This window comes from Mesorhizobium sp. B2-5-13 (assembly GCF_006440535.1).
In the GTDB taxonomy this organism is placed as follows: Bacteria; Pseudomonadota; Alphaproteobacteria; order Rhizobiales; family Rhizobiaceae; genus Mesorhizobium; species Mesorhizobium salmacidum.
On sequence record NZ_VFUI01000021.1, the window covers coordinates 1 to 16659 of the forward strand.

The following is a 16659-nucleotide window of genomic DNA, read 5'->3' on the forward strand; positions in this document are numbered from 1 at the left end:
CCCGCACGCCCCACAGTCCTGCAGCGATGAAGGCAGGGTTCGTCAAAGCACTGACCGGCCCGGACCAAAGTCCAGGGCCGGTTCGATCGCAATAGAGATCGGCGGGGGTGAGGAGAACCTGCCACAGGGATGATGCCGCCGCCGGATCGAACCACACCGTGAAATGCAGTGGCTTCTCCTATTGCCGCCTTACCTCACGATTGCAGCGATAAAATTTCACCGCAACGTGACTTCCCGTTGACTTCCCGTTCTGCCACATATTTCGGCCAAGCAGAACAAAGCCGGCATCACCGGCGGGAATTGGAATGGTCATGGCCTCGCGACGATCATTATGGCTGGCAGCCTTCGCGCTGGCCTTTTCGGTTTTTGCCGGTGCTGGCCAAGGCAGCGAGCCCGAAACGGTCCAAGCCGAAAAATCCCAGCCCGACCGGCCGCTTGGTGTGGTCGAACTGTTCACCAGCCAGGGCTGCAGTTCCTGCCCGCCGGCGGACGCGTTCTTCGCCGAACTCGCCACCAGGCAAGATCTTGTCGCGCTCGCTTACCACGTCGACTACTGGGATTATCTCGGCTGGAAGGACACGCTGAGCCACAAGGAAAACACCGAGCGGCAATATGACTATATGCGCTATTTCAGCAGCCGTTCCGTCTATACGCCGCAGGCCGTCCTGAACGGCCGCATGCATGTCAACGGCGCCAATCGCGCCGAGGTCGATGGCGCGCTTGCCCGCATGGCCCGTGCCGGCGAAGGCATGCGTGTGCCCGTCAAGGTCAGCCGCACCGGCGACCGTGTCATCATCGACACCGGCGATGCCGGCGCCGGCCCGAACGACGCCCATGTCGTCATCGTCTATTTCGACGCACCGCAGACGGTCAAGATCGGCCAGGGCGAGAACTCTGGCCGCAAGATGACCTATTGGAACGCGGTCACCGGCATCCAGACCGCCGGCATGTGGCACGGCAAGGCGCAGCGCTACGAATTGCCGCTGAGCGAGATCACCAAGAAGGGCGGCTGCGCCGTGCTTTTGCAGTCGGTCGGCAAGGATGGCCTCCCGGGTCCTATTCTGGGTGCGGCTTTCATCCACAAGCCCGGATCCGAGACCTCCATCGATCGGAACCTGTAACGTCACGGGTTCGGCGCAATTCCAGACGCAAACCGTTACACATCTTCGAATGGTTTCAGTGTCCGGTCAGGCGATCGGCAAAGGCCGCAAGGCGTGAGGTACGGCCCAAGCCGTTTGCTTCACGCCGGTCGGCGATGCGATAGAGCTGGTACATGGTATGCACGCCGAGCCAGCGCAGTGGTTCCGGCTCCCATTTCTTGACCGTGCGGTTGACCCAGGGCAGCCGGGTCAGTTCGGTGTCGTGGCCGAGCACCAGGTCGCGCAAGGTGCGGCCCGACAGGTTGGAACTCGACACGCCGAGCCCGACATAGCCGCCGGCCCAGCCGATGCCGCTCTCACGGTCGAAACCCGAAGTCGTGCACCAGTCGCGCGGCACGCCGAGCGTGCCGCACCAGGCATGGTCGAGGCGCACGCCTTTGGTCTGCGGCAACAGCCTGGTCAGCACCTCGTGCAACTGGTCGATGGTTGCCTGCTGGGTCCGGCCGCGCACATCGGTGCGCGAGCCGAAGCGATAGGGCACGCCGCGGCCGCCCATGGCGATGCGGCCTTCGCGCGTGCGCTGAGCGTAGCAATAGGTGTGCGCGGCATCGCCCAGCACCTCGTAACCATTCCAGCCGATCGCGTCCCAGAGTTCCTGCGGCAGCTTCTCGGTCACCACGATGGCGCTGTTCAGCGGCAGCCAGAGACGCTCATAGCCGGGAATGCCCGCCGTGAACCCCTCGGTGGCGCGGACGATCTTTTGCGCCCGCACGATGCCTCTGGTGGTGGTGACCTTGCCCTTCTCGATCGCCAGCACCTGCGTCTGCTCGTAGATCGGCACGCCGAGCCGCGCGACCGCGGCCGCCAGACCCTGGACCAGCTTGGCCGGCTGTACACGCGCGACGTTGCGCACGACCAAGGCGCCCAGCACCTTTTCGATGGCGATGCGCTGGCGCGCCTCCCGCGCGTCGAGGAAGGCCAGCCGCTCCGGCGGCATCTCCCAGCCCAGCAGCTCCTCGTATTCTGCCTTGGCGCGCTGTAATTGCGCAGCGTTGGTGGCGACGGTGATATTGTCGACACGGCGGATATCGGCATCGATGCCCTCGGCTTCCGTCACCGCGATCACCTCTTCGACCGTGCCGAACATGGCGCGTTGCATGTCGATCACGGCGCCGCGCGACGATGTTTTTGCGTATTTCTCGCGCGACCAGCTGAAACCGCCCGACAGCCAGCCGCCATTGCGGCCCGAGGCGCCGAAGCCGGCGAACTCCTTTTCGACGATGGCGACGCGCAGCGCAGGCTGTGCCTTCTTCAAATAGTAGGCGGTCCACAGGCCGGTGTAGCCGGCGCCGATGACGCAGACATCGGCCTCGATGTCGCCGGGCATGGGCGGCCGATAAGCGGGAACGCCGCCGATATCGGCATACCAGAACGACACGTCGCCATTATGCTTGGCTTGCATTTTTTGAAATCCGTTCCGAAATTCAGGTAAGCGTCAGGTCGGCCTTGTCGTCGTCGGCGAGCAGCTTCACGTCGGCGCCGGCGAACAGCACGTCGACCTCGTCTCCGATGGCAAAACTGTCTGCTTCCAGGGTCGAGCGCACGATGGCTTTGGAGCCGTCGGCCAGATCGACCTCGTATTTGGAGCCGGAGCCGAGATAGATCGCTTCGCCTATGCGCCCCGTGAGCCGGTTGCGGCCATCGCCGCCGGCACCACGGCGGGCAAGCACCAGCTTTTCGGGCCGCAGCAGCATGACCGGCCTGCCGCCATTGGCGAGACGCTTGGCTGTCGCTACCTTCTGGCCCGCAATGTCGATCGCCGTCTCCCCGCCGGAGGTGGCGGCGGCCCCGCGCAGCACGGTGGAATCGCCGATGAATTTGCCGACGAACAGCGTCGCCGGCTCGTCATACAGCTCGCGCCCGGTGCCGATCTGTTCGATGCGGCCCCGGTTGAACACGGCTATGCGGTCCGACAGCACCAGCGCCTCTTCCTGGTCGTGCGTCACATAGACGAAGGTGGTGCCGAGTTCGCGGTGGATGCGCTTGATTTCGAGCTGCAGCCATTCGCGCAGCTTCTTGTCGAGCGCGCCGAGCGGCTCGTCCATCAGCAGCAGCGGCGGATCGAAGACAATGGCGCGCGCCAGCGCCACGCGCTGCTGCTGGCCGCCCGAAAGTTCGCTGGGAAAGCGGTGGCCGAAATCCGCCATCTTGACCATGTCGAGCGCTTGGCGCACGCGGCGTTCGCGCCCGGCTCCGGCCACACCGCGCAGGGCGAGCGGATAGGCGACGTTGCGGCTCACGGTCATGTGCGGGAACAGCGCGTAATGCTGGAACACCACGCCGATGTTGCGCTTGTGCGCCGGGACGCCGACGACGCTCTTGCCGGCCACTTCCAGCGCGCCCGAACTGGCCTCGGTGAAACCGGCAACGACATTGAGCGTCGTCGTCTTGCCGGAACCGCTCGGCCCGAGCAGCGTCATGAACTCGCCGGCCTTGATGTGCAGCGATACGCCGTCCAGCGCCTTGAAGCTGCCATAGGCCTTGCTGATCGACTTGAGATCGATCGCCGCGCCCCTGCTCGCTTGCCCCGGGTTCCCCCTGCTCTCTTGCCCCGGATTCATTGGCGTCCTTTCCGCTCACGGCCAAGAAGAAGCATGCCGCTGCCGATCAGGATCGTGGTGGCAAACAACAGGATCGTGCCGACGGCCGCTACCGTGGGGTCGGCGTCGCGCGTGATGGAAGCGAAGATCTGCACCGGCAATGTCTTGAGGTAGGGATTGGTGATGAACAGCGACACGACAATCTCGTCGAAGGAGGTGGCGAAGGCGAACAGCAGCCCTGACAGCACGCCGGGCGCAATCAACGGCAGCGTCACCGTGCGGAACGTGGTGAGCGCGTTCGCGCCCAGGCTCGCCGCGGCCGTCTCGAGGCGCTTGTCGAACACTTCGAGATTGGCCGAGACGGCAATCAGCACGAAGGGCAGCGCAAGGATGGTGTGGGCGAGCACGAAGCCGAGCAGCGTACCGACAAGCCGCGTATCGAGATAGACAGCGTAGATGCCGATGGCCAGCACCACGCCGGGCACGATCATCGGTGTCAACATCAGCATGCGCAGCAGGTTTGCCGGCCGCGCTTTCATGCGGTCGAGGCCGAAGGCGGCAAGCGTGCCGAGCACCGTTGCCAGCACTGCGACGATCGAGGCGACCTTCAGCGAATTCAGGAAGCTGTTCGACCAATCGGGGTTGGTGACAAAATTCTGGTACCACTGCCAGGAGAAGCCCTGCGGCGGAAACGCCAGCGACTTGTTCTCGTTGAACGACATCGGCACCACCACCAGCGTCGGCGCCACCAGCCATATGGCCACCAGCAGGCAGACAAGACCCAGGACGACGCGCGTGAGCGGCTTCATTTCCATCAGCGCCGCTCCGCTTCCCGGTACCGGGATCGCATCACCGGCGCGGCAAGCGCCAGCAGCACGAAAGTCGTGACCAGCAGCACCACGCCCATCGCGCCGCCCCTGCCCCATTGCAGCAGACTGAGCACCTGCGTCTGCACCAGGGTGGACAGCATGGTCGAACGAGGACCGCCGAGCAGAGCCGGTGTGATGTAGAAGCCGAGCGCCAGGATGAAGACGATGATCGCCCCGGCATAGACGCCCGGCAGCGACAGCGGCAGGTAGATGGTGAAGAAGGCGCGGGACGGTCGGGCGCCAAGACTTTGCGCGGCGCGCATCAGCCTGAGGTCGATGCCTTTCATGACCGAATAGAGCGGCAGGATCATGAAGGGCAAAAGAACCTGCGCCATGCCGATGACCACGCCCGTCTGGGTACGGATCAGCCTGACGCCGCCGAGCCCGAGCGACCGCAGGATCGAGTTGATGACCCCTGAATCCTGGAGCAGGATCACCCACGACAGGGTGCGCACCACGCCGCTCACCCAAAACGGGATCAGCACACACAGCATCAGCACCAGCCGAACGCGCGGCCCGACCGCGGTCATCAGATAAGCGTAGGGATAGGCCGAGACCACGCACACCAGCGTGACCCACATCGAAATGACGAAGGTCCGCTGGAGCACGGTGAGATTGATGGGCATGCTGAAGAACCAGATATAGTTCTGCAGGCCCCACTCCGGCTCCGACAGGCTGCGCAGGATGATGGTGAGCAGCGGATAGCCGATCACCGCCAGGAGCAGGACCAGCGCCGGCAGCGCGAGCGCGTACGGCCGCCATGCCCGGCGCCTTTCGGCAGCAGGAATGGTTGGCTTGGACGCGCTCACGGTCTGTATTCCCGTCAGCCGGTCAGTTGCCGGCCATCAGCGCCGACCACTTCTCCTGCGCCACCGCGAAGTTCGGCACCCAGAACTTGAAATTCTGTTTGTAGCCCTGCTTCTGGCGTTCAGGCGTGTTGGTCAGGTAGGCGGACACGGAAGCGTCGACCTTGGGCTGCGCGTCGTTGTTGATCGGCGTGTAGGAGGTCTTCTCCGCCAATATTTCCTGGGCATGCTTGCCGAGATAGGCATTGAGCAACGCGTAGGATGCATCCGTATCCTTGACGCCGACCGGGATCGTCATCTGGTCCATCACCACCAGCCAGTCCTGCCAGGCGGGTGCATATTTGGCACCGTTCTTGACTGCCGTCATGGCGCGGCCCGTCCACATCATCAGCATGTCGGCCTCGCCGGATTCGGCGAGCTGCTGCGATTCGGCGCCGGTCTTCCAGAAAATGGTGTCGGGGCCGAGCTTGCGGACCACATCGATGGCCTTGTCGATGTCGGCCACCGTCATCGCCTTCGGGTCGCCGCCGGCGACCTTGAACGCCTGTTCCAGCAAACCGCCGGTCGGGCTGCCGGAGCCGTCGATCCCACGCACGCCTGGGAATTTTTGGGTATCGAAGAAGTCGGCCCAGCTCTTGGGCGGATTATCCCCGTACTTTTCCTTGTTATACATCAGCACGACACCGTAGTTCATCGCCGGCACCGAGCATTCGCCGACTTGACCTTCCGGGATTTTCGAGACGTCGAGCTTCGTCAGATCGAGCTTCTGGAACAGCTTGCCGCAATATACATAGGGCGGCAGGTCGTCGGTATCGACGACGTCCCAGGTGACATTGCCCGACTCGACCTGCGCCTGCAGTTTGGCGATCTCCGTCGGGCCGTCATTGAGCAGCTTGACGCCGGATTTGTCGACGAACTCCTTGAGCGCGGCCACCTGGCCGTCCTGGTAGATTCCGCCATAGGACACGAAGGTCAGCGTCTTGCCCTTCAGCGAGCCTTCAGCCACCTCTCCCGCCACCGGCTTGGATTGTGCGAGCGCGGCGGTAGCAGCCATAAGCACGGCGACGCACGCCGCATGTCCAAATCTCAGTCTCATGATCAACTCTCCCATTGCTGAACTCGCATTTGTTTTCATTCACCCGGATGCGAGCGGTTTCCGGGCCTGTATTGATCGAGTTCGAGCGCGCCGGCGGTTGGCGGCGCGATGATCCACAGCACCTCAGCCGGCGTGTCGCCGACATTGACCGTGCGATGCGGCACCGATGTTGCGTATTCGACACTGTCGCCTTCGCCCATCACATGGCGCTCGTCGGCAAGCGTCAGCTCCACCGTCCCCTTGAGCACCATGAACATTTCGTGTTCGCCGCTATGGACATAGGTCTCGTCGCCGGTCGACCCGCCGACCTCGAAATGTCCGGCATAGACCTCGAACTGGTGGATCGGCCGCCGCGACAGGAGCATCTTGCGGCCTTGCACGCCGACCGGAACGACCGGCCGCTCCTCGCGCCGCAGCACCTTGTGCAGGGGGCGGGCATTGTCCTCGAACAGATCGTTGATGCCGAGGTCGAGAGCGGCGGCGATCTTGAGCAGCGTGCCGGTGTTGGCGCCGCACAGATTGCGCTCGAGTTGGCTGATGAAGCTCGCCGTCGTGCCGGCCATGTCTGCGAGTTGGCGCAGCGAGACGCGCCGCGCCGTGCGCAATGCCTTGATGCGAGGGCCGACGCCGCCGGCCTCTGGCGCGACCGTCCCACCATTCACCTGTTTTGCCGTGGAGTCCGATGCGCCTGGCATTGCCGTCTCCGTTTCACTTAACACCCTATTAAGTGAGGCGGCAAATGGCAAGCACGTCGGCGGATTGAGTCGATATGGCCGCCTCGGGGCTTTACGCCGAGTTCCACGGGTCGCCTTAGTTGCGTAAAAAGGTGCAAAAACGAAAAAACCGACGTCAGCTTGCTTCTGACGCCGGTCATTTAGGTTTTGGGATCGTCGCACCTGGCGCTTTTCCATGGAAAAGGCCGAGGTTGGTTCGATCCGACGCAGACCCGTGGGCGGGGGGCTTGGGGTTTACGAGCCGGTGCCGGACCGAACCGTCTCAGGCAACGCCGGTAAATTCGTCGGACATTGGGGCATGAGCGCGGATAAAAAAAGGCAGAAATGTGGCGAAGCATCACCAATTCCAACATGCGTTTCACAAACGTGACTGGACGCGACGGAAACGGCTCGCCGGCGGCTTCGCTTCGCCGGCTCTTGCAATTGGGTTGCGAAGGGGCCAACTTTGGTTGGCAAAGATTCATTTTGAAGGATCGAGGCATGACTGATGACGGCGGCGGGATGGGGGATGGAGACGCATCCGCAATATTGATCCCGCTACACGAAGCGCGACGTGAACGCCTCGACCAGCCGGTCCGCTTCGACCGGCGTGAACTGGACCAGATCCTGAGGCTCTATGGACGCATGGTCGCCGCCAATGAATGGCGCGACTACGCCATCGATCATCTCGCCGACCGCGCTGTCTTTTCCGTTTTTCGTCGCGCCAGCGAAGTACCGCTGTTCCAGATCGTCAAGGATCCGAAACTGGCGCGCAAGCAGGGCGCCTTCGCCGTCATCGCGGCGGGCGGGCGCATCCTCAAACGCGGCCAGGAGCTTGGCCGCGTGCTTGGCGTCTTCGACGGCAAGCTGAAGCTGGTCCAGGTTTGAACGAGGAATTGAGGAATTGAGGAATAAAACACGAGGAATTGAGGAATAAAACACTCGGCGTCTGACGTAAGCGCCATTTTTCTTTCATTCTTCAGTTCCTCAATTCCTCAATTCTTCAATTCCCCCTTCCGGAATTTCCGCTCCGGCAACGAATCCGGATCGGGTGGCACCGATGCCCCGCCGTTCAGCGATAGCTGCATGAACACCGTGTCCAGCCAGCGCCCGTGCTTGTAGCCGGAGCCTTCGAGGCGGCCGGAATGGCGAAAGCCGAGCTTCTCGTGCAGCCTGACCGAGGCGCTGTGGGCGTGGCCATCGCCGATGACCGCGACGATCTGGCGAAAGCCTGCCGCCTGCACCGCCGCAACCAGGCTTTGCATCAGCTTGAGGCCGACGCCCTGACCCTTGGCATTGGGCGCGACATAGACCGAATCCTCGACGATGAAGCGATAGGCCGGGCGCGGCCGGAAGGGGCCGGCATAGGCATAGCCGAGCACGGCGCCGTCCTTCTCGGCCACCAGATAGGGAAAGCCGCCGGCCGCGAGCGTGGCGAATCGCGTCCCCATCTCGGCGCGGCTGGGCGGCTCCAGTTCATAGCTCGCCGTGCCGTTGGTCACCGCGTCGGCATAGATTTCCGTGATTATGTCGAGGTCGACCGGGGTTGCCGGCCTGATCACGATATTGCTCATTCTTTATGCAGCCCTCTTATGTGCCCTCGACAACAGCAGAGGCCCACATAAAAGAAAAGGGCGGCCATTGGGCCGCCCTTCCAAGAGTTGATGGTCCAATACCGCTTAGCGACGGTCGCCCATGAACTGGAGCAGGAACATGAACAGGTTGATGAAGTCGAGGTAGAGCGACAGCGCGCCCATGATGGCCTTGCGGCCGGCGACATCGGATGCGTCGCCCTCGAAATACATCTCCTTGATCTTCTGCGTGTCGTAAGCGGTGAGGCCGGCGAACACCAGCACGCCGATCGCCGAGACGGCGAAGGTCAGCGCCGACGACTGCAGGAAGATGTTGATCACCGACGCGATGATGATGCCGAACACGCCCATGATCAGGAACGAGCCCATCGCCGACAGGTCGCGCTTGGTGGTGTAGCCGAACAGCGACAGCGCGCCGAAAGCGGCGGCGGTGGCGAAGAAGGTCTGCGAGATGCTTGCCGTGGTGTAGACCAGGAAGATCGACGACAGCGACAGGCCGACCAGGCCGGCATAGACCCAGAAGGTCGTCTGCGCGGCGGCGACGCTCATCGACTGAATCCTGAACGACAGGAAGAACACGGCGGCCAGCGGCGCCAGCATGACAACCCAGCGCAGCGGCGAACCGAAGATCGCATAGCCGAACGAGGTCAGCATCTCGCCGCTCGGCAACGTCGCGACGGCCGAGGCCGGGTCGGCGGTGGTGGCCAGCATGATCGTGCCGATGGCGGCAAGGCCGGTGATGAGCAAGCCAAGCCCCATCAGATTGTAGACCTTGATCATGTACGCGCGCAGACCCTGGTCGATGTCGGCGCGGACGCCGGGCACCGCCGACGTCTGATAATTGCGAATGGGATCAGCCATTGGAAATCCTCTGTTGCTTCTGCCCCGTCCGGTGTCGGGCCTCTTGCGGACCCAGGCGCCGCTGGCGGGGCTCCAGCATGCCTGCGCCGAAATATGATGGTTATTCGCGTCGAGAACAAGACCGTAACCTGTTGTAACGGTTCGTGACAGGCTAAAAATGCCGCTCCGCCGGCCGTTTTAGACGGCATTCTTACAAAGATTTAACCCGGGCAGGCGGCGCAAGGCGGCGAATCAGAGGTTTCGCAGCACGGGCGCCGCTTTGTGGCCAAGCACCCGCCAGGTGCCGGCAAGGCCGATGCCGACCGTGATCACCAGCGAAAAGGCAATCGTGGCGACCGCGACTTCCGGCATGAAATGCGACGGCAAGGTCATGATGCGCGCGACGACGAACCAGGCTGCGGCGCTGCCTGCGGCAAGCGCGAAGATCGCGGTGGCGAGCCCGATCAGCATGTATTCCAGCGAGAAGGCCGTTATCAGCGTGGTGCGCGTCGCGCCCAGCGTCTTCAGCACCACCGCGTCGTGGATGCGCGCCCGATTGCCGGCGGCAAGCGCGCCGGCAAGCACCAGGACCGAGGCAATCAGCGCCACGCCGGCCGCCGCCCGGATCGCCGTGCCGAGCTGGCCGACCAACCGGTTGACGATGTCGAGCGCGTCCTTGACCCGCACCGTCGTCACCGCCGGGAAAGCGCGGGTCACGGCATTGAGGACGCGCGCGTCGTCGGCGCTCGAAGCACTCTTTTCGGTGAGCGTCGCGATCCAGCCATGCGGGGCGCCAGCGAATGTGTTGGGCGAGAACACCATGACGAAATTGATGCCCATCGTCTCCCATTCGACCTGGCGGAAATTGGCGATCCGCGCAGTGACGTTGCGGCCGAGCACATTGACGGTGACGGTGTCGCCGAGCTTCAGCCCGATTTCCTTGCCCTCCTTGTCGGAAAACGAAACCAGCGGCTCGCCGGCATAATTGTCCGGCCACCATTTGCCCTCGGTCAGCGTCGCGTTTTCCGGCTGCCTGATATCATAGGTCAGGCCGCGATCTCCCTTCAGCACCCAGGCGCCTTCGGCGGGCACGTTGACCTTGTCGACATCGACGCCGTTGAGCGCCATCACCCGGCCCCGCAGCATCGGCACCTTGGCCAGCGCTCCCTGCGGCGCCTCCTTTGCGATCAGCGATGAGAAGGCATCGACTTCGCTGCCCTGGATGTCGACGAAGAAGAAGTTCGGCGCCCGCTCCGACACGTTGCCGGAGATCTGGCGCCGGAGATTCCCGTCGATCAGCGCCAGCGTCACCAGGAGAGTCAGTCCAAGCCCCAGCGACAACACCACCGACGGGGTCAGCGCGCCGGGCCTGTGGATGTTGCCGATGGCGAGCCTGAGCGCGACAAAGCGCACGCGCGGGCTTTTCCTGGCTGCCCATTGCACCAGTCCGCCGACGAGACGCAGCACCAGGAAAGCAAAAATCGTGGCACCGACGAAGATCGAGGCGATGCGCTGGTCGCCCGAAAACAGGATCGCCAGCGCCGCCAGGAAAAGCGCGATGCCGAGCGCGCAAACGACATAGACGGGACGCGGCAGTCCGCGGCCTTCCAGCCCCATCTCCCGGAACAGCGCGGTCGCCGGCACATCACGGGCGCGGCCGAGCGGCAGCAGCGCGAAGGCGAGCGTCACAAGCAGGCCGAACAGCGCCGCCATGGCGAGCGCGCCGGGATAGAAGCCGCCTTGCGCCGGCACCGGAATGACGGACTGCAGGGCGGCACTTGCGACAAACGGCATCAGCGCGCCCAGCACCAGGCCGGCGCCGATGCCGAGCAGGGCGATGATCAGGATCTGCACGAGGTAGACGGCAAAGACGAAGCCGCCGGACGCCCCCAGGCTCTTGAAGGTGGCGATGACGCCGCGCTTGCCGTCGAGATAGGCCCGCACCGCATTGGCGACGCCGACGCCGCCGACCACCAGCGCGGTAAGCCCGACCAGCGTCAGGAATTGCGAGAAGCGTTCGATGTTGGAAGACAGCGCCGGTGCTGCGTTGCTGCGCGTGCGGATCGACCAGCCGGCCTCCGGGAAATCCTTGGTCGCCTGGTCCTGGATGGCCTTGAGCCGCGCCTCGTCGGCACCGGCGGGCAGCCGGACCTTGTAGGCGTTCTCGACCAGGCTGCCCGGCTGGATCAGCCCGCTGGCCGCGAGGCCCTCGGTCGAGATCATCAGCCTTGGCGCGAAGCCGAACCCGTCGGAAACCGCGTCGGGCTCGCTCACCAGCTTGGCGCGCAGTTCGAAGATGGCGGTGCCGAGTTTCAGCCGGTCGCCGATCTTGAGATGCAGCCGTTCGAACAAGAGGTCGGGTGCAGCGGCGCCGAAAACGCCGAACTGCCCGCCGAACAGTTCCTGCTTCGTCAGCGCCGGTTCGGTTTCCAGCGCGCCATAGAGCGGATAGGCCTCGTCGACCGCCTTGGCCTCGACCAGCGCCTGGTCGGATCCGTCGGCCAGGCGCGCCATCGAGCGCATGCCTGCGGTATGCGAAACGACGCCCAGCCCGTCGAGAAAGCCAAGCTCAGCCTGGTTGGCGTCGCGCTGGTTGATCTGGAAGCGAAGGTCGCCCCCGAGCAGCGTCTGGCCCTGATCGGCGACACCGGCGGTAATGGAGCGGGCCACCGAATTGACGCCGCCGATGGCCGCGACGCCGAGCGCTATGCAGGCGAGGAAAATAAGGAAGCCGGACAGGCCGCCACGCATCTCGCGCACAGAGAAGCGGATCGCAAGCTTCAAGGTCCGCGCCAGCGGCATCAGGCGGTGACCTTGACCGGCGCCGGCGCTTCGATCCGTCCGGAGCGCATCGACACCTGGCGCGAGCAGCGCGCCGCGAGCGCCGGATCATGGGTGACCAGCACCAGCGTCATGCCGCGCTCGGCGGCCTTCGCGAATAGAAGATCGGCGACCTGCCGCCCCGTCGCCTGGTCGAGATTGCCGGTCGGCTCGTCGGCGATCAGGATGCGTGGCGACGGCGCCAGCGCCCGGGCGATCGCCACGCGCTGCTGCTCGCCACCCGAGAGTTCGCCGGGGTAATGGGTGACGCGGTCGCTGAGGCCCACGGCCGCCAGTTCCCGCTCCGCCACCGAAAACGGATCGGCGTGGCCGGCCAGTTCCAGCGGCACCGCGACATTTTCGAGCGCGGTCATGTTGGGGATCAGGTGGAAGGACTGGAACACGATGCCGATGTTTCGGCCACGAAACGAAGCGGTCTGATCCTCGGTTTTGTCGTTGAGCAGCTCGCCGACGATTCGTACCGTACCCGAGTCGACCCGCTCCAGCCCGGCCAGCACCATCAGCAATGTCGACTTGCCGGACCCCGACGGACCGACGATGCCCGTCGCCTCGCCGCGCGCCACTTCGAGGCTGACGCCCTTCAGCACATGGACGGAGGAAGCCCCTTCGCCGAGTGTCAGGGATACGTCTTTCAGCGCGATGACGGCTTCTGTCAAAATGAAAGCGTCCTATATGGAAAGGGAGGCTCTGCCTGTCGGAAGCCATCGCCGGAAGAATTCTCTGTCATATGGGGCCTGCCGCATGTCTTTCAAACGCCGCTTTGCCGCAGGCCTGATCGTTTTCCTCGCCATTTGCGGCGCCATTTCGTCGGCGCGCGCCGAGCCATTCAAGATCGTCGGCTTCGGTGACAGCCTGATGGCGGGGTTCGGCCTTGGGCCGGGTGAGGGCTTTACCGACAAATTGCAGGCCGCCCTTCGCGCCAGGGGCCATGACGTCGCCGTCGCCGATGCCGGGGTGTCCGGCGATACCTCCAGCGGCGGCCTGGCGCGGCTCGATTGGTCGGTGCCGGACGGGACGCAACTTGTCATCCTCGAACTCGGCGCCAACGACATGCTGCGCGGCGTTTCACCCGACATCACCCGGAAGAACCTTGACGCGATGCTGGGCAAGCTCAAAGGGCGCAAGATCGCCGTGCTCCTGGCCGGCATGCGCGCCGCGCCCAATCTCGGCGCCGACTACCAGAGCGCCTTCGACGCCGTCTTTCCGGAACTCGCCGCGAAATACGGCGTTACGCTGTATCCGTTCTTTCTCGACGGCGTCGCCGGCCAGTCCAGTTTGCAACTCGGAGACGGCCTGCATCCGAACGCCAGAGGGGTCGATCAGATGGTCGAGCGCATCCTGCCGACGGTGGAGAAGGCCATCGCGGCGGTGCCGGGAGATTCATGATGTCCGATAAAGCCGCTTTCCGTTGGGGAAACGTTTAGCGAAGGCCTGCGACCAACAAACCACTTGCTCCATTTGATTATCGATGATTCGCTAGGGATGACAGTTCGATTCGAGGAAGGGAGGCTCTTCATGCCGCGTCTTTTCACCGCCCTCGAAATTCCGCGTGATGCCGCCCTTTCGCTGTCCCTGCTCCGGGGCGGCCTGCCCGGGGCCCGCTGGATCGACGTCGAAAATTACCATCTGACGCTGCGCTTCATCGGCGATGTCGAAGGCCATGTCGCCGACGAGATCGCCAATGCGCTCGACCGGGTGCAGCGCCCGTCCTTCTCGCTGGCACTGTCGGGTGTCGGCGCTTTCGGCCAGAAGAAGCCGCATGCGGTGTGGGCGGGCGCTTCCCCCTCGCCCGATCTGGCCGCCCTTCAGGCCGAGATCGAGCGCATTTGCCAACGGCTCGGCATTCCCGCCGATCCGCGCAAGTTCATGCCGCATGTGACGCTGGCTCGCCTGCGCAATTCGAGCCCGCTCGACGTCGCCCAATATCTGTCGGCGCGCGGCAATTTCTCGACGCTGCCGTTCCGCATCGGCCGCTTCGTCCTGATGTCGTCGCGTGATTCGGTCGGCGGCGGCCCTTATGTCGTCGAGGAAGCCTGGCCGCTGTCCGGCGTCGATACGCGCGCCGCAAGCCGTGTCGCCAGCGCCTCCGACGCCTCGCGGATCATGCGATAGACCGAAGCAAACGCTTCCCGGTCCCCATAATAGGGGTCCGGCACATCGCGCGGCCTTCCCTCGGCGAAGTCCAGGAACAGGTGGATGCGATCGCGCACTGCTGCCGGCGCCAGCGCCTTCAGGTCGTGGACGTTGGACCGGTCCATGCCGAAGATCAGGTCGAAGCGGTGAAAATCCTCCGGCACGATCTTGCGCGCCCGCTGCCGCGAGATGTCGATGCCGTGGCGCGACGCGATCGCAATCGAGCGCGGATCGGGAGCGGAGCCGACCTCCCAGCCGCCGGTCGCGGCCGAATCGAGCACGATATCCCCGCCATATCCGCGCTCCGAAAGCACGGCGCGAAGGACGCCTTCCGCCAGCGGCGATCGACAGATGTTGCCGAGACAGACGAAAAGAATGGAATTTATGGGCTTCGCTATCATGGATCCGGCGCTATGCTGGCTACTCCAGCGCAATAGCACGGGAAGCGGACATGACGAGAGAGAAACTGGGCAGGGAAGCCGCCGAAGCAGCGCTTGCGGCGCTTGACGGCTGGGCGCTGGCAAAGGACGGCGCCTCGATCGCCCGCACCTTCACCTTCAAGAATTTCTCCGAAGCCTTCGCCTTCATGACCCGTGTCGCGCTGGCCGCCGAGAAGATGGACCATCATCCCGACTGGTCGAATGTCTACAAGACCGTCGACGTGACGTTGAACACGCATGACGCCGGCGGCGTCACGGCGCTCGATATCGAACTGGCCAAGAAGATGAACCGCTATTTCGGCGGCTGAACGCGGACTGGCCATGCTCACGGGCCCGGCGCGGACCCGCCAAATCGGCGCCCGCATCTTGCAGCCGGGTTCGGCTTTCACCACATTTTGATCCGCGGGCATGCGCCAGTATGGGCATGGGACGCTCTAGGAGAGATTGATGGCGCAAGAATCCGGTTTTGACTTCTTCGGCTTTGGCGACAGACTGGGCGGCGAGCGCGAAGTGCGCGAAAAGTTCTGGCGCACTGCCAAGAAGGCCGCGCGGCAGATTCCGTTCATGGAAGACGTCGTCGCCGCCTATTACTGCGCCATGGACAAGAAAACGCCGCTGCGCGCCAAGGGCATATTGGTGGCCGCGCTCGGCTACTTCGTCCTGCCGGTCGACCTCATCCCCGACTTCATCTTCGGCCTCGGCTTCACCGACGACATCGCCGTGCTGACCGCCGCGATCACCGCCGTCAGCGCCCATATCACGCCGGCGCACCGGCAGGCCGCCAAGGACGCCATCGCCGACAAGGGCTAAAGTCCCGCCCGCCGAACCCGCCACGTCGGCTCAGCCCCTGGACAGGGGCGTTCAGCGGCGGGTCAAAAGTCAAACTCTTGCCGTTTTCGTGGCCTCCAAGTCGCCAAAGGGACGCCGTGCCGACCGCTGACAAAGCGGCGGCGCGGAAATGGCGGCGGTTTCCTGGGGTGAAGGTCCTTTTCTCTTGGGAACTTCACCGTTTGGTAACCCAGATTAAATCAAAATGAAGCGACGGCAGGACGCCACGCGGCCCGCCTCCGCACCATTTGGAATACGGGAAAAACGATGCGCGGATTGATTGCACTAGTTTCGAGCCTGGTCCTGGCGGCCTCGGTAGCGCCGGCGCTGGCGCAGCAGGCGACCAAGATCGGCCAGCACAATGCCTGGGGCACCTACAGTTACCAGGCGTCGGGCGGCAAGGTCTGCTACGTGCTGACCGTGCCGACCGACAAGCAGCCGCCGACGCTCGACCATGGCGACATGTTCTTCTTCGTCAGCCAGCGGCCCGGCCAACAGGTATCCTATGAGCCGCAGTTCATCGCCGGCTACAATTTCCAGGAAGGCTCCAAGGCCACCGTCACCATCGACAAGAAGAGCTTCTCGATGTTCACGCGCGGAAAATCGGCCTGGGTCGAGAACGCCGCCGAGGAACCGGTGCTGATCGCGGCGATGAAGACCGGCACCGACATGAAGGTGTCGGCGAAGTCGGGCCGCGGCAATCCCACGAATTATGTCTTTTCGCTGAAGGGCATTTCGGCGGCGCTGTCCTCGATCGCCAAGTGCAAATAGGCTATCTTCGTTTTTGAACCAAAGGCCGGG

18 protein-coding genes are annotated in these 16659 nt (G+C 64.0%); 7 read left to right on the forward strand and 11 right to left on the reverse strand.

The features are described 5' to 3' along the window. Window positions 1-305 precede the first annotated feature (305 nt). Complete coding sequence (locus FJ434_RS24630; protein WP_140751905.1) at window positions 306-1121, forward strand: thioredoxin family protein; 816 nt, start codon at window positions 306-308, stop codon at window positions 1119-1121. A 55-nt stretch (window positions 1122-1176) separates the two neighbouring features. On the opposite strand, the gene FJ434_RS24635 is transcribed toward FJ434_RS24630, so the two are convergent. From FJ434_RS24635 to FJ434_RS24660, 6 genes are read right to left on the reverse strand one after another with little or no spacing between them, the layout of a single operon-like run. Next, on the reverse strand, window positions 1177-2562 hold the full coding sequence (locus FJ434_RS24635) for an FAD-binding oxidoreductase (RefSeq protein WP_140751907.1): 1386 nt from the start codon (window positions 2560-2562) through the stop codon (window positions 1177-1179). 22 nt (window positions 2563-2584) lie between these two features. Then, window positions 2585-3721: an ABC transporter ATP-binding protein gene (locus FJ434_RS24640; protein ID WP_140751909.1), complete on the reverse strand. Its 1137-nt coding sequence runs from the start codon at window positions 3719-3721 to the stop codon at window positions 2585-2587. Next, a complete protein-coding gene (locus tag FJ434_RS24645; protein ID WP_140751911.1) occupies window positions 3718-4515 on the reverse strand; it encodes an ABC transporter permease in 798 nt (265 codons plus the stop codon). Before FJ434_RS24645 ends, FJ434_RS24640 begins: the two co-directional genes overlap by 4 nt. After that, a complete protein-coding gene (locus tag FJ434_RS24650) occupies window positions 4515-5378 on the reverse strand; it encodes an ABC transporter permease (protein WP_140510896.1) in 864 nt (287 codons plus the stop codon). Before FJ434_RS24650 ends, FJ434_RS24645 begins: the two co-directional genes overlap by 1 nt. Window positions 5379-5400: 22 nt before the next feature. Then, complete coding sequence (locus tag FJ434_RS24655) at window positions 5401-6471, reverse strand: PotD/PotF family extracellular solute-binding protein (protein WP_027146196.1); 1071 nt, start codon at window positions 6469-6471, stop codon at window positions 5401-5403. Window positions 6472-6506: 35 nt separating this feature from the next. Then, on the reverse strand, window positions 6507-7166 hold the full coding sequence (locus FJ434_RS24660) for an XRE family transcriptional regulator (RefSeq protein WP_140751913.1): 660 nt from the start codon (window positions 7164-7166) through the stop codon (window positions 6507-6509). Window positions 7167-7685: 519 nt separating this feature from the next. Between FJ434_RS24660 and FJ434_RS24665 the strand changes: the two genes are divergently transcribed. Beyond that, window positions 7686-8072, forward strand: coding sequence for a DUF2794 domain-containing protein (locus tag FJ434_RS24665; RefSeq protein ID WP_140751915.1), 387 nt, complete (start codon window positions 7686-7688; stop codon window positions 8070-8072). A gap of 107 nt (window positions 8073-8179) precedes the next feature. Here FJ434_RS24665 and FJ434_RS24670 read toward each other — a convergent pair whose 3' ends face one another. From FJ434_RS24670 to FJ434_RS24685, 4 genes are all read right to left on the reverse strand, one after another. After that, window positions 8180-8758 carry a GNAT family N-acetyltransferase gene (locus FJ434_RS24670; protein ID WP_140751917.1) on the reverse strand — a complete coding sequence of 193 codons (579 nt, stop codon included), beginning with the start codon at window positions 8756-8758 and terminating at the stop codon, window positions 8180-8182. Window positions 8759-8863: 105 nt separating this feature from the next. Further along, window positions 8864-9637, reverse strand: coding sequence for a Bax inhibitor-1/YccA family protein (locus FJ434_RS24675; protein ID WP_140510906.1), 774 nt, complete (start codon window positions 9635-9637; stop codon window positions 8864-8866). A 231-nt stretch (window positions 9638-9868) separates the two neighbouring features. Then, on the reverse strand, window positions 9869-12418 hold the full coding sequence (locus FJ434_RS24680) for an ABC transporter permease (RefSeq protein ID WP_140751919.1): 2550 nt from the start codon (window positions 12416-12418) through the stop codon (window positions 9869-9871). Then, entirely contained in the window at window positions 12418-13113 is a 696-nt protein-coding gene (locus FJ434_RS24685; protein WP_140751921.1) for an ABC transporter ATP-binding protein, read from the reverse strand. Before FJ434_RS24685 ends, FJ434_RS24680 begins: the two co-directional genes overlap by 1 nt. Window positions 13114-13198: 85 nt before the next feature. Between FJ434_RS24685 and FJ434_RS24690 the strand changes: the two genes are divergently transcribed. Together FJ434_RS24690 and thpR are read left to right on the forward strand one after the other, a co-directional pair. Beyond that, window positions 13199-13843 carry an arylesterase gene (locus tag FJ434_RS24690; protein WP_140751923.1) on the forward strand — a complete coding sequence of 215 codons (645 nt, stop codon included), beginning with the start codon at window positions 13199-13201 and terminating at the stop codon, window positions 13841-13843. A 129-nt stretch (window positions 13844-13972) separates the two neighbouring features. Further along, window positions 13973-14569 carry an RNA 2',3'-cyclic phosphodiesterase gene (gene thpR, locus FJ434_RS24695; RefSeq protein WP_140510914.1) on the forward strand — a complete coding sequence of 199 codons (597 nt, stop codon included), beginning with the start codon at window positions 13973-13975 and terminating at the stop codon, window positions 14567-14569. Here the strand turns inward: thpR and FJ434_RS24700 are convergent. Beyond that, entirely contained in the window at window positions 14473-14991 is a 519-nt protein-coding gene (locus FJ434_RS24700) for a low molecular weight protein-tyrosine-phosphatase (protein WP_140510916.1), read from the reverse strand. The two genes, thpR and FJ434_RS24700, sit on opposite strands and share 97 nt — an antisense overlap. Window positions 14992-15041: 50 nt before the next feature. Between FJ434_RS24700 and FJ434_RS24705 the strand changes: the two genes are divergently transcribed. The 3 genes from FJ434_RS24705 to FJ434_RS24715 all read left to right on the forward strand — a co-directional run bounded on the left by FJ434_RS24705 (window position 15042) and on the right by FJ434_RS24715 (window position 16629). Next, window positions 15042-15338, forward strand: coding sequence for a 4a-hydroxytetrahydrobiopterin dehydratase (locus FJ434_RS24705; protein ID WP_140510918.1), 297 nt, complete (start codon window positions 15042-15044; stop codon window positions 15336-15338). A gap of 139 nt (window positions 15339-15477) precedes the next feature. Continuing rightward, window positions 15478-15840: a YkvA family protein gene (locus FJ434_RS24710; RefSeq protein WP_140751925.1), complete on the forward strand. Its 363-nt coding sequence runs from the start codon at window positions 15478-15480 to the stop codon at window positions 15838-15840. Window positions 15841-16125: 285 nt separating this feature from the next. After that, window positions 16126-16629 (forward strand): invasion associated locus B family protein, encoded by a 504-nt coding sequence (locus FJ434_RS24715; protein WP_140510920.1) that lies wholly within the window; start codon window positions 16126-16128, stop codon window positions 16627-16629. Window positions 16630-16659: the final 30 nt, after the last annotated feature.

What these genes read in the sequence shown, in the direction of transcription:
- FJ434_RS24710 (WP_140751925.1), top strand. Translation starts at nt 15,478, where the DNA reads ATGGCGCAAGAATCCGGTTTTGACTTCTTCGGCTTTGGCGACAGACTG.
- FJ434_RS24700 (WP_140510916.1), bottom strand. Translation starts at nt 14,991, where the DNA reads ATGATAGCGAAGCCCATAAATTCCATTCTTTTCGTCTGTCTCGGCAAC.
- FJ434_RS24640 (WP_140751909.1), bottom strand. Translation starts at nt 3,721, where the DNA reads ATGAATCCGGGGCAAGAGAGCAGGGGGAACCCGGGGCAAGCGAGCAGG.
- FJ434_RS24635 (WP_140751907.1), bottom strand. Translation starts at nt 2,562, where the DNA reads ATGCAAGCCAAGCATAATGGCGACGTGTCGTTCTGGTATGCCGATATC.
- FJ434_RS24680 (WP_140751919.1), bottom strand. Translation starts at nt 12,418, where the DNA reads ATGCCGCTGGCGCGGACCTTGAAGCTTGCGATCCGCTTCTCTGTGCGC.
- FJ434_RS24630 (WP_140751905.1), top strand. Translation starts at nt 306, where the DNA reads ATGGTCATGGCCTCGCGACGATCATTATGGCTGGCAGCCTTCGCGCTG.
- FJ434_RS24675 (WP_140510906.1), bottom strand. Translation starts at nt 9,637, where the DNA reads ATGGCTGATCCCATTCGCAATTATCAGACGTCGGCGGTGCCCGGCGTC.
- FJ434_RS24665 (WP_140751915.1), top strand. Translation starts at nt 7,686, where the DNA reads ATGACTGATGACGGCGGCGGGATGGGGGATGGAGACGCATCCGCAATA.
- FJ434_RS24645 (WP_140751911.1), bottom strand. Translation starts at nt 4,515, where the DNA reads ATGGAAATGAAGCCGCTCACGCGCGTCGTCCTGGGTCTTGTCTGCCTG.
- FJ434_RS24670 (WP_140751917.1), bottom strand. Translation starts at nt 8,758, where the DNA reads ATGAGCAATATCGTGATCAGGCCGGCAACCCCGGTCGACCTCGACATA.
- FJ434_RS24655 (WP_027146196.1), bottom strand. Translation starts at nt 6,471, where the DNA reads ATGAGACTGAGATTTGGACATGCGGCGTGCGTCGCCGTGCTTATGGCT.
- FJ434_RS24690 (WP_140751923.1), top strand. Translation starts at nt 13,199, where the DNA reads ATGTCTTTCAAACGCCGCTTTGCCGCAGGCCTGATCGTTTTCCTCGCC.
- FJ434_RS24715 (WP_140510920.1), top strand. Translation starts at nt 16,126, where the DNA reads ATGCGCGGATTGATTGCACTAGTTTCGAGCCTGGTCCTGGCGGCCTCG.
- FJ434_RS24660 (WP_140751913.1), bottom strand. Translation starts at nt 7,166, where the DNA reads ATGCCAGGCGCATCGGACTCCACGGCAAAACAGGTGAATGGTGGGACG.
- thpR (WP_140510914.1), top strand. Translation starts at nt 13,973, where the DNA reads ATGCCGCGTCTTTTCACCGCCCTCGAAATTCCGCGTGATGCCGCCCTT.
- FJ434_RS24705 (WP_140510918.1), top strand. Translation starts at nt 15,042, where the DNA reads ATGACGAGAGAGAAACTGGGCAGGGAAGCCGCCGAAGCAGCGCTTGCG.